11 protein-coding genes are annotated in these 12016 nt (G+C 58.8%); 8 read left to right on the top strand and 3 right to left on the bottom strand.

All coding sequences use genetic code 11. The features are described 5' to 3' along the window. Positions 1 to 74: 74 nt before the first annotated feature. From KI231_RS03795 to KI231_RS03805, 3 genes are all read left to right on the top strand, one after another. Complete coding sequence (locus tag KI231_RS03795; RefSeq protein WP_213027487.1) at positions 75 to 986, top strand: LysR family transcriptional regulator; 912 nt, start codon at positions 75 to 77, stop codon at positions 984 to 986. Positions 987 to 1089: 103 nt separating this feature from the next. Beyond that, positions 1090 to 1983, top strand: coding sequence for an NAD-dependent epimerase/dehydratase family protein (locus tag KI231_RS03800; protein ID WP_213027488.1), 894 nt, complete (start codon positions 1090 to 1092; stop codon positions 1981 to 1983). Between the two features lie 139 nt (positions 1984 to 2122). Beyond that, a complete protein-coding gene (locus KI231_RS03805) occupies positions 2123 to 2740 on the top strand; it encodes a Fic/DOC family protein (RefSeq protein ID WP_213027489.1) in 618 nt (205 codons plus the stop codon). Between the two features lie 9 nt (positions 2741 to 2749). Here KI231_RS03805 and KI231_RS03810 read toward each other — a convergent pair whose 3' ends face one another. Next, a complete protein-coding gene (locus KI231_RS03810; protein WP_213027490.1) occupies positions 2750 to 2911 on the bottom strand; it encodes a hypothetical protein in 162 nt (53 codons plus the stop codon). 660 nt (positions 2912 to 3571) lie between these two features. Here KI231_RS03810 and KI231_RS03815 point away from each other — a divergent pair. From KI231_RS03815 to KI231_RS03835, 5 genes are all read left to right on the top strand, one after another. After that, a complete protein-coding gene (locus tag KI231_RS03815; RefSeq protein ID WP_213027491.1) occupies positions 3572 to 4921 on the top strand; it encodes a GntP family permease in 1350 nt (449 codons plus the stop codon). 16 nt (positions 4922 to 4937) lie between these two features. After that, positions 4938 to 5798: a MurR/RpiR family transcriptional regulator gene (locus tag KI231_RS03820; protein WP_105709252.1), complete on the top strand. Its 861-nt coding sequence runs from the start codon at positions 4938 to 4940 to the stop codon at positions 5796 to 5798. A gap of 1 nt (position 5799) precedes the next feature. Beyond that, on the top strand, positions 5800 to 7257 hold the full coding sequence (locus KI231_RS03825; protein ID WP_213027492.1) for an N-acyl-D-amino-acid deacylase family protein: 1458 nt from the start codon (positions 5800 to 5802) through the stop codon (positions 7255 to 7257). Positions 7258 to 7387: 130 nt separating this feature from the next. Further along, on the top strand, positions 7388 to 8800 hold the full coding sequence (locus KI231_RS03830; RefSeq protein ID WP_213027493.1) for a hypothetical protein: 1413 nt from the start codon (positions 7388 to 7390) through the stop codon (positions 8798 to 8800). 53 nt (positions 8801 to 8853) lie between these two features. Beyond that, on the top strand, positions 8854 to 9222 hold the full coding sequence (locus KI231_RS03835; protein WP_095191407.1) for a glyoxalase superfamily protein: 369 nt from the start codon (positions 8854 to 8856) through the stop codon (positions 9220 to 9222). Positions 9223 to 9288: 66 nt separating this feature from the next. Here the strand turns inward: KI231_RS03835 and KI231_RS03840 are convergent, their stop codons facing one another. Together KI231_RS03840 and gliR are read right to left on the bottom strand one after the other, a co-directional pair. Next, complete coding sequence (locus KI231_RS03840) at positions 9289 to 9654, bottom strand: DUF6124 family protein (protein ID WP_213027494.1); 366 nt, start codon at positions 9652 to 9654, stop codon at positions 9289 to 9291. 1322 nt (positions 9655 to 10976) lie between these two features. After that, positions 10977 to 11993, bottom strand: a complete 1017-nt coding sequence (gliR, locus tag KI231_RS03845) for an AraC family transcriptional regulator GliR (protein WP_103303256.1) — start codon at positions 11991 to 11993, stop codon at positions 10977 to 10979. Between the last annotated feature and the right edge of the window lie 23 nt (positions 11994 to 12016).

Consider the following 12016-nt stretch of genomic DNA (forward strand, 5'->3'; position numbering starts at 1 on the left):
GGATAAATCCCCTCGCCACAAAGGTGTTCTCTCTCCACAATGGATTTGTGCCGACGATCAATTAAGGGACACCCGTGAAAGCCAGATCCGATGAGTTGCAGATTTTCGTCTGCGTGATCGAATGCGGTTCGATTTCCGCCGCTGCCGAACAGGTCGGGCAGACGCCGTCAGCGGTCAGCCGCACCCTGTCGCGGCTGGAAGCCAAGCTCGACACCACGCTGATCAACCGCACCACGCGGCGCATGGATCTGACCGAGGAGGGCAAGTATTTCTTCGAGCAGGCCAAGCTGATTCTCGATCAGATGGACCAACTCGAAGAGCGTCTGTCCTCCCGTCAACAAACCCCGTCCGGACGCTTGCGGATCAACGCCGCCTCGCCGTTCATGCTCCACGCCGTCGTCCCCTACATCGACGAGTTCCGCCGTCTCTACCCGGACATCCAGCTCGAACTCAACAGCAATGACCTGATCATTGACCTGCTGGAACAAAGCACCGACGTCGCCATCCGCATCGGCACCCTCGCCGATTCCACGCTGCATGCGCGTTCACTCGGTTGCAGTCCGCTGCTGATCGTCGCCAGCCCCGCGTATCTGGAAAAGCACGGCATGCCGCTGCAAGTGGCGGATCTCAGCGAGCACACCTTGCTCGGCTTCACCCAGAACGAAGGCCTCAACCAATGGCCGTTGCGTTACGTACACGGTGACCGCTGGCCGATCACCCCGGCCATCAGCGCTTCCAGCGGCGAGACCGTGCGCCATCTGGCGCTGGAAGGTCAGGGCATCGCCTGCCTGTCGCACTTCATGACCATCGACGACATCCGCGCCGGACGTTTGAAGGTGCTACTGGGCGAGTTCAACAGCGGTTATCGCCAGCCGATCAACGCGGTGTACTACCGTAACTCGCAACTGGCGCTGCGCATTCAGTGCTTCCTCGACTTCATTCAGAGCAAACTTGCGGCCTATGCCAGCGCTGATTTCAAGGGCTGATTCGTGACCTCTGCGCAACAGTGATTTGGGTGAGGGCGGGTTTTTCCGCAAGGGTCACAGGCCGATACTCGTCCCATCACTTATTCACGCAGGGAGTTTCTCCATGAACGTATTCGTCACCGGCGCTGCCGGTTTTATCGGCGGCTCGATCGCCACCGGTCTGGTCCAGGCCGGGCATAAAGTCACCGGTCTGGTGCGCAGCGCAGAACAAGCCGATGAGCTGAAAGCACTGGGCGTCACCGCGGTGATCGGCACCCTCGACGACAAAGCACTGCTCGCCGAACAGGCCCGCGCCGCCGACGCCGTGATCAACGCCGCCAGCAGCGACCATCGCGGCGCGGTTGAAGCTTTGCTCGATGCCTTGCACGGTTCCAACAAAGTATTCCTGCACACCAGCGGTTCGAGCATCGTCGGCGATGCGTCGGGCGGCAAATCCAGCGACGTCATCTACTTCGAAGACAATCTGCCGGAACCGACCGTCGACAAGGCTGCGCGCGTGGCCATCGATAACCTGATCCTCGCTGCGGCGAAGGACGGCGTGAACTCCGCTGTCATCTGCAACACCCTGATCTACGGCCACAGCCTGGGCGTCAATCGCGACAGCGTGCAGTTGCCACGTCTGCTCAAACAGGCACGCAAAAGCGGCGTCGTGCGCCACGTCGGCACTGGCCAGAACATCTGGTCCAACGTGCACATCGAAGACGTCGTCGCCCTGTATCTGCTGGCGTTGAGCAAAAACGTACCGGGTACTTTCTACTTCGTTGAAAGCGGTGAAGCGTCGTTTATCGACATGACCACCGCCATGGCCGAAGCGCTGAACCTGGGCCAGCCACAAGACTGGCCACTGAAAGACGCCGAAGCCGAATGGGGCTTTGAGATGGCCAACTACGGCCTCGGCTCCAACAGCCGCGTGCGCGGCAAACACGCCCGCGAGCTGCTGGGCTGGGCACCGAAGCGTACGTCGGTGGTTGAATGGATTCGTAACGAAATGGTGTGATGGGTGTTTAAGCCCTGTAGGGCTTGGCGATCACCACTCAAAACGGCTGCCCTCGGGCGGCCGTTTGTATTTCAGGCTTTGCTCTCGTGTCAGACCGGTCTTATGGTGCTCGCAACTATGCCGCTTCAAAGGTGCAAGGATGATTGACCGATATGACGCAGAGGGCGCACAGAACCGCTTTCAGCCCGGCTCGAATGAGCAAGTCCTGAGCAACAAATTGGGCATCTGCGATTCTGAGGAAATGGATGACGCAGAACTGGTGCTTCTGGAAAAGCTCTACCAGTCCGTGCTTATCGAGGATTTGCCGGATCGGTCAATCACTATTCAGGATTTGCAGGACTGGCATCGGCACTGGCTGGGGAGTATCTATCCATGGGCGGGTGACGTTCGTGCGGTGAACCTTGGCAAGGATGGATTCTTCTTTGCGGCGCCACCGCAGATTCCTCGACTGCTGGATGCGTTCGAAAAGAGCTGTCTGGCGAAATACACGCCATGCAGGCCTGATCTGGACGAGAACCTGATTCACGCCATCGCGGTTACGCACGTGGAGTTCATCCTGATTCATCCGTTCCGTGAAGGTAATGAACGGTTGTCGCGACTATTGGCGGATGTCATGGCCGTGCAAGCGGGCTACGTTGCGCTTGACTACAGCAGTTGGGAACGAAACAAAGAAGCTTATTTTGCTGCGATCCACCAAGGTCTGAATGGCAACTACGAACCGATGGAGTATTGGGTACGACGAGCCTTGTGGACCTGAGTGGCGAGGTTACTTGGCCAGGGAAAGGTGCAGGAACTTGCTGTTTTTGACTTTGAGTTTGCGTTCAATTGCTTCAACACTCTGCCCCGTCTCGATGGCTGTAGAGCTGGCGCTTGCACGTATCAGGTTTTCGGCAGTCATTTTTTTTCTGGTGCGGCGCGTGCTGGTCATGGCGGGTGCTCGATAGAGAAGCGTCAGGCGAGTATAGCGCTTGCCTCAACTTTCAAAACTCCCCTAACCCTGTGGGAGCTGGCTTGCCAGCAATAGCAGTTGACCAGTCACCATCTATGTTGAATGTGCCGCTGCCATCGCTGGCAAGCCGGCTCCCACAGGTGCCCGCATTCTGACTGAAGAAATGCAATCAAACTGTGAGAGCCAGCCCACAGATGTCCGTATTCTGGCTGAGGGAATGCATTCAAAGTGTGGGAGCTGGCTTGCCAGCGATAGCGGTTGAGCTGTCAGCATCTAAGTTGAATGTGCCGCCGCCATCGCTGGCAAGCCAGCTCCCACAGGTTTGCGCATTCTGTCTGAACGAATGCGATCAAAACTGTGGGAGCGAGCCTGCTCGCGATAGCGGTGCTTCAGTCGATAGAGATGTTGAATGCGAGACCGTCTTCGCGAGCAGACTCGCTCCCACATAGGTTTCTCATCTGCCAGGAAACTTATGAAAATCCCGCCCCGCGATTTTCATTAATCGCGACACGACATATCCATCCGCGACACGCCTTACCTCTCCACGAAAATTACTTTCATGCGGTTTGAAATCTCGATCTCGAAATGATTTATGAGTTTCACAACCCATTCGAACGTGACCCTTTCGAGGAGTACCGCATGACGCCTTCCTTCGGCTATTGGCTGCTGGTGTATGCCGCCGTCGCCATCATCGCGCTGATCGTATTGATCGCCCGTTATCGGCTCAATCCGTTCATTGTCATCACGCTGATTTCCATTGGTCTGGCACTCGTGGCGGGGATGCCGCCGTCGGGCGTGGTGGGTGCCTATGAGGCCGGGGTGGGCAAGACGCTGGGGCATATTGCGCTGGTGGTGGCGCTGGGAACGATGCTTGGCAAGATGATGGCCGAGTCCGGCGGCGCCGAGCAGATGGCGCGCACCTTGATCGAAAAATTCGGTGAGAAAAACGCCCATTGGGCGATGGTTTGCATTGCATTTCTGGTCGGGCTGCCGCTGTTCTTCGAAGTCGGTTTTGTCTTGCTGGTGCCGATTGCTTTCACCGTGGCGCGGCGGGTCGGCGTGTCGATTCTGATGGTCGGTTTGCCGATGGTTGCCGGCCTGTCGGTGGTGCATGCGCTGGTGCCGCCACACCCGGCGGCGATGCTCGCGGTACAGGCGTATCAGGCGTCGGTCGGGCAGACCTTGTTGTATGCAATTGCCATCGGTATTCCGACGGCGATCATTGCCGGCCCGCTCTACGCCAAATTCATCGTGCCGCGCATTCAGTTGCCGGCAGATAACCCGCTGGAAAAGCAATTCCTCGACCGCGAGCCCCGCGACAGACTGCCGGGTTTCGGCATCACCATGGCAACCATTCTGTTGCCGGTGGTGCTGATGCTGATCGGCGGTTGGGCCAACCTGATTTCCACGCCGGGCAGTGGCTTCAACCAATTCCTGTTGTTCATCGGCAACTCGGTGATCGCGCTGTTGCTGGCGACATTGCTGAGTTTCTGGACGCTGGGCATCGCTCAGGGTTTCAACCGCGAATCGATCCTCAAGTTCACCAACGAATGCCTGGCACCGACCGCCAGTATTACTCTGCTGGTGGGTGCGGGCGGTGGCTTGAACCGGATTTTGGTGGATGCTGGCGTGACCGATCAGATCGTCGGCCTCGCCCACGAATTTCACCTGTCACCGCTGATCATGGGCTGGTTGTTCGCCGCGTTGATGCGCGTCGCCACCGGTTCCGCGACCGTGGCCATGACCACCGCGTCCGGTGTGGTCGCGCCGGTGGCCATTGGTCTGGGTTATCCACACCCTGAGCTGTTGGTGCTGGCGACCGGCGCTGGCTCGGTTATCTTTTCCCACGTCAACGACGGCGGCTTCTGGTTGATCAAGGAATACTTCAACATGACGGTCGCGCAGACGTTCAAGACCTGGACCGTGCTGGAGACGTTGATCTCGCTGGTCGCTTTCGGTCTGACCGTCGGCCTTTCCTATCTGCTTTAACCGGAGCCTGCCGCCCATGGACATCCTCTACCAGATCCGCGCCCGCCAGGATTCCTTCAGCGCCGGCGAGGGCCGCATCGCCCGGCTGATGCTCGACGACGTCGGTTTTGCCGCCTCCGCCAGCCTCGAAGATCTGGCGCAACGCGCCGAGGTCAGCACCGCCACGCTGTCGCGGTTTGCCCGCACCGTCGGTTGCCGTGACCTGCGCGACCTGCGCCTGCAACTGGCTCAGGCCAGCGGCGTCGGCAGCCGTTTCCTCGACCCGGCGGGCACGCCTGAGCAGTCGGCGTTCTACGGGCAGATCGTTGGCGATATCGAAACCACGCTGCGTCAGCATCTCGCAGGTTTTGACGAATCACGCTTTGCCGATGCGGTAAAACTGCTCGGCCAGGCGCGGATGATTCACGCCTTCGGCATGGGCGGTTGCTCGACCTTGTGCAGCGACGAATTGCAGGTGCGTCTGGTGCGCCTCGGTTATCCGATTGCGGTGTGTCATGACGCGGTGATGATGCGCGTCACCGCTGCCAGCCTGAACGCCGAACAAGTGGTCATCGTCTGCTCGCTGACCGGCATCACCCCGGAACTGCTGGAGACAGTCGAACTGGCGCGCAACTACGGTGCGCGCATTCTCGCAATCACCCGCGCCGACTCGCCGCTGGCCGAACTGGCCGACATCGTCCTGCCGCTGCAAGGCGCGGAAACCTCGTTCATCTACAAACCGACAGCGGCGCGCTACGGCATGCTGCTCGCCATCGATGTGCTCGCCACCGAGCTGGCGCTGGCCAATCCTGAAGACAATCAAGAACGTCTGCGGCGGATCAAACTCGCCCTCGACGAATACCGTGGCGGTGACGATCACCTGCCGCTGGGAGACTGACATGCTGTACGACACGCTGATCCGCAACGCCACCGTCATCGATGGCAGCAACACGCCCGGCTACCGCGCCGATGTGGCGATTCTTGACGGTCGCATCGAGCGCATCGGCGAGTTGCACGATGCAACCGCAACCGAAGAAATCGAGGCCACCGGCCGCGTGCTGGCGCCGGGTTTTATCGATGTGCACACCCACGACGACACGGTAGTGATCCGTCAGCCAGAGATGCTGCCAAAACTTAGCCAGGGCGTGACCACGGTGATCGTCGGCAACTGCGGGATCAGCGCCTCGCCCGTGACGCTGAAAGGCAATCCGCCGGATCCGATGAACCTGCTCGGCACTGCGGCAGCCTTCGTTTATCCACGCTTCAGCGATTACCGTACAGCGGTCGAAGCGGCGAATACCACGTTGAATGTGGCGGCGCTGGTCGGCCACACGGCGCTGCGCAGCAATCACCTCGATGACTTGTTCCGTACCGCCACGCCTGAGGAAATCGCTGCGATGCGCGAGCAATTGCGCGAGAGCCTTGAGGCTGGGGCCTTGGGTTTATCCACAGGTCTGGCCTACGCCAGCGCCTTCAACGCCTCCACCGATGAAGTCATGCAGTTGACTGAAGAACTGACGGCATTCGGCGCGGTGTACACCACTCACTTGCGCAGTGAATTCGCCCCGGTGTTGGAGGCGATGGATGAGGCGTTTCAGATCGGTCGTCATGCCAAATCCCCGGTGATCATTTCCCACCTCAAATGCGCTGGCGTCGGTAACTGGGGCCGCAGTCCGCAGTTGCTCGCATCGCTGGAAGAAGCCGCGAAAACCCACCCGGTCGGCTGCGATTGCTATCCCTACGCGGCAAGTTCTTCGACGCTCGATCTGAAGCAAGTCACCGACGCCCACCGCATCACCATCACCTGGTCGACGCCGCATCCGGAAGTCAGCGGCCGCGATCTGATCGACATCGCTGCCGAGTGGAACGTGCCGCTGATAGACGCGGCAAAACGCCTACAACCGGCGGGTGCGGTGTACTACGGAATGGACGAGGCGGATGTGCGACGAATCCTCGCCCATCCGTTGTCGATGGTGGGTTCTGACGGACTGCCGGAAGACCCGTTCCCGCATCCGCGCCTGTGGGGCGCTTTCCCACGGGTGCTCGGGCATTTCAGTCGTGATGTCGGGCTGTTTCCGCTGCACACCGCTGTGCACAAGATGACCGGGTTATCGGCGGCACGATTCGGCTTGAAGGAAAGAGGCGAGATTCGCGAAGGTTATTGGGCGGACCTGGTGTTGTTCGATCCACTGACCGTGCGCGATGTGGCGGATTTCAATGACCCGCAACGAGCGGCGCAGGGTATTGATGGCGTGTGGATCAACGGCGTGTTGAGTTACCAGGAGGGGCAGTCTTCAGGACGCCACGCAGGACGGTTCCTCGCCCGTGAAGATGACCTGCGCAAAGGTTTTGTATAACCGCAGTTGCAGGTTTGCGACGTGGTCTGGATTTTTGTGCAGTGATGGCACATTGGAATTAAAGATTCCCTCGACCAAGCCGAATCGCTGACATTCAGTGGATTTGGCGTCTGTCGCCCCAGGGAGTTTCATGTACCGCGTTTGTTTGTTCGCAGCCGTCACATTACTGGCCGGTTGTGTCAGTCCACAAGCACGCCAGGCGGCGGAAGCCGAGACCTTGTTCAAGGATATCCTCGCGCGTCCATTGGTCAGTGATTCGGTTATGCGCGAAGGCGATATCCTGACGTTCCAGATCAGTCAGTCCGGCAATGCGCAAGCGGCGGCAGGCGTGGTTTTTCAGATGGAAGCCTCCTGCGCGGCCGACCGTGCCAACTTGCTGTATCTGGGCGGCGGCGGTCGGATGTATCCGGGGCTCAATGGTCACCAGTACTCGATCGGTCGAGCGATGCCGGCCAACGTGCTCGGGATGTTGAAAAACAACCCTGACTTCATCAAGGCGTGTGCCAGCACGCCGGCGTCGGATTGGCGAGTGGTCAAAGGCAGCGGCGAGGAGCAATGGGTATTGTTTGATCGCAACAGTCTCAAGAAGGACGGTTCCGAACTGAGATTCTGGGCGGCTTACGATAACCCCTTGATTGGATTCGATGCGCCCTACGACGCTCCCTATGCGCAGAAGCGCGAGCGTTACGCAGTCGATTGTGGCAAGCAGACCTACCGTGTGGTGGCGGGCTACGATCTGGATGCCGACAACACGGTCACGGATGGACAGGACGCGATTGCACTGACCTCCAATGCAATCAGCGGCAGCAACGACGACTACGAGCTGCTGTTCAAACTGGTCTGTGAAAAACCCGAATCGGCAGCGCAATTGCCCAGGTTCGTTGCCCGCGCAAAGAAAAGCGTTCCAGTGACTCTGCCAACGCTTACCCCGGCAGTGACATCAGCCATCAAACAACTGAACATGCCGGACGCCGTTAAACCGCTCAACTATGTGGAAATCACGGGCCAGTCGAATTACCAGGGCAAGACTATAGACATGCGCGAAGTGCGCCGCTTTGAAATCGATAGCGCCTCGCAGCAACTGAGTCTGCATTTGTCGGGCGCCAATTATGAGAGCGATGCCGTGACCTTTCGCGGGCTGCTGGATCTAGCGAAATTGAGCCGTTTCAGCGTCTCGAAGGGGCCCTCGATGAAAGACACGTCCAGTGTCATCAACCTAAGCTTCAGCGGCGACTGGCAGCATATGCCGGTCAACGGACACTTGGCCTACAAAGCAACGTTCAGCAGCACTAACTCGCTGCTCGGCAAAGTCGACGAGCGCCAGGAAAACACCAACTGCACCGTTGTTCGCGAACTGTCGGCGAGCCAACTCAATTCAACCTTGAGCGGCTCGGCCAAAGAGTTGAGGTGCAGCAAAGAAGGCGATGAGTACAATCGGGTCAACACCTACTACTACTTGTCGGATTATGCTTACTTCTTCTTTGCACGCACCGACAAGAACCGTTTTTTCTACAGCGATCTGGTACTCAAGACGCTGCGTTGATCCGGCCATTTGGCCCGTCCAGACGGGCCTTTTCCATAGGCGAGAGCACTCCCATGAGCTTCGGCAAAACCACCCCGATCCTGCGGATTTTCGATGAAGCCAAAGCCGTAGAATTCTACGTCGACTTCCTCGGCTTCAAGATCGACTGGCAGCACCGTTTCGAGGCGAACTTCCCGTTGTATCTGCAGGTGTCGCGTGGCGAGTGTGTGCTGCACCTGTCCGAGCATCACGGCGATGCAACCCCCGGTTCGGCGCTACGCATCGAGACCGATGAGCTGGAGGCGTTCCAGCAGCAATTGGTGGCCAAGGACTACAAGTTCTCGCACCCACAGATTCAGGCGATGCCGTGGGGGAGTCAGGACATGACGATTGCTGATCCGTTTGGCAATCGGTTGGTGTTCACCAACGCGATCAGTGTTTGAAACAGTTTCAAGCCGCATGGAAAAGCCCGCTGCCAAACCACCAAGGTCTGCCAGCGGGCTTTTTCGTCACTCGGTCGGCACTAACCGATCAAGCACACGATTCACCGCCAACTCCGCCAGCATCACCACTTGAGCGATGCCTTGCAGGGTTTTGCGGTGGGTGCCTTCGACCAGCGCTACGTGGTTATGCAGCATGACAATGGCCGAGCCGAGGGTTTCACTGGCATCGACCAGCAGCGACTCGGTATCGGCTTCGGGGTCGGTCATGTACAGCTTGTTGGGTTTGTAGGGCGCGGCCATGATCTCGGCGGTTGGTGGTCCGAGATAATGGTCGAGGGCGCGCTCGGCGGCTTCGTGGAATTTCTTTGAGTCGGGGGATTCGTACGGGGAGGCCGGGTCGGTGACCGGTGGGTTTGGCGTTACTTTGAACATAAGCTGTGTTCCCTTCATTGAGCTTCGACCCTTCTGCTACTAAACGGAAGGGAGGCAGCTGTACGCAGGTTAGTAGACCGGGGAACTCAGCTTAAGCCGGCGCGCCGAAGCGCCCTACGTACAGCCACCATCAAGCTCAGGTACGAGAGCACCTGTGATGAATGTACGACAAGCAGAATTACCACGGGCTACTAAACCCGATCACTGGGAATCAGTGACCCGATTGAAGTTACGCAGCAAGCCCTGAACGCACAAGCCGGCGGATTCTGGTACATGCGTAGGCAGTGGCGCAAGGATTTGTAGGCTCTTGCGCGTAACACTGAGTGTCTTTAAACAGCGGGGGGTGAGGGGTTTATTGCGCTACAGAGTTTGAGGATTTGCCTGTCGGATCTCGGTGCGGCGACTGACGTCATCGCTGGCAAGCCAGCTCCCACAGTGACTGAGTCGTAAGCAAGATTTGGCTTCACCGAAAAACCTGTGGGAGCTGGCTTGCCAGCGATGAGGCCAGAACAGTCACCCCCGATGCGTCTGCCGAAACCCCCGGGCGGCATCCCCCGCCAGCTCCCACAGTGATTGAGTCGTACGCAAAATTTGGCTTCACCAAAAAACCTGTGGGAGCTGGCTTGCCAGCGATGAGGCCAGAACAGTCACCCCCGATGCATCTGCCGAAACTCCCCGGGCGGCATCCCCCGCCAGCTCCCACAGTGATTGAGTCGTACGCAAAATTTGGCTTCACCAAAAAACCTGTGGGAGCTGGCTTGCCAGCGATGAGGCCAGAACAGTCACCCGCGATGTGTCTGCCGAAACTCCCCAGGCGGCATCCCCCGCCAGCTCCCACAGTGATTGAGTCGTACGCAAAATTTGGCTTCACCAAAAAACCTGTGGGAGCTGGCTTGCCAGCGATGAGGCCAGAACAGTCACCCGCGATGTGTCTGCCGAAACTCCCCAGGCGGCATCCCCCGCCAGCTCCCACAGTGATTGAGTCGTACGCAAAATTTGGCTTCACCAAAAAACCTGTGGGAGCTGGCTTGCCAGCGATGAGGCCTGAACAGTCACCCGCGATGTGTCTGCCGAAACTCCCCAGGCGGCATCCCCCGCCAGCTCCCACAGTGATTGAGTCGTACGCAAAATTTGGCTTCACCAAAAAACCTGTGGGAGCTGGCTTGCCAGCGATGAGGCCAGAACAGTCACCCGCGATGTGTCTGCCGAAACTCCCCAGGCGGCATCCCCCGCCAGCTCCCACAGTGATTGAGTCGTACGCAAAATTTGGCTTCACCAAAAAACCTGTGGGAGCTGGCTTGCCAGCGATGGGGCCAGAACAGTCACCCGCGATGTGTCTGCCGAAACTCGCCGGGCGGCATCCCACGGCGGCTTTTGAACGTGCGATGAAACGACCGCGGTTCGGTAAAACCCAGATACTGCGCAATGTCCTGAATCGGCAACGTGCTGTTCAACAGGTAATGCTCAGCCAACTCCTGGCGCAGATCATCGAGAATCTGCTGATACGACGTCCCCGCCTGATGCAACTGGCGCTGCAATGTGCGCACCGACACCGCAAGTTGCTCGGCCACTTGCTCCTTGCGCGGCAAGCCTTCCTTGAGCAACTGCCGCAGGATGCCTTTTACCTGCTGCGCCAGCGACGCGTCCTCCAGCGTCGCCATCAAACCCATCGCATGCTCTTCCAGCGTACGCAGCAATTGCGCATCGGCCTGGCGCAACGGCAGTTGCAAATACGCTAACGGCACGATCAGCGCCGAATAGGGCTGATCGAACAACACCGGGCAATCGAAGAACTGCTCATATTGCGCCAGCGTCACCTCGTCCGGGCGCGCATGCTCCAGCCACACAGCGGCCGGCGACATCTGCGTATCGGCAATCCAGCGCGCATATTGCAGCCAGGAGCCGAGCACGTTTTCCACCAGATGCCGACGAATCCGTGGGCGCTGATAACGGCACGTCCAGACCAGATGCACATGGCCGTCCTGCATCTCGGCGCGACTCACGCCCATGTCGCCCACCAGTTTTTCGAACGGCATGATCCGGCTCATGGCATCGCCAAGAGTCGCGCAGTTCATGGTGATGTAGCCGAGCACGCTCCACGAATTGGGCAAGACGAAATTCGCCGCGTTGAGCCCGAACAGCGGATCGCCCGAGTGCTCGCAGAAATAATCCAGCAACTTTTCATGGGCCTCACCCGGCAAGCGCAGGGTGTTGTCGCTCAACTGCTGCGCCTGCAGACCGGCCGCCGCCAACGCCGGCTCGATGGCCATGCCCAATTGCTCGGCATGGCGCAAATATTTGAGCAGCGGAGGAACAGACGTGAAGCCGAGCGATTGCATGATCGTATTCCCTTGATCAAAGC

Origin of the sequence: Pseudomonas sp. Seg1 (genome assembly GCF_018326005.1) — a bacterium.
GTDB lineage: Bacteria > Pseudomonadota > Gammaproteobacteria > Pseudomonadales > Pseudomonadaceae > Aquipseudomonas.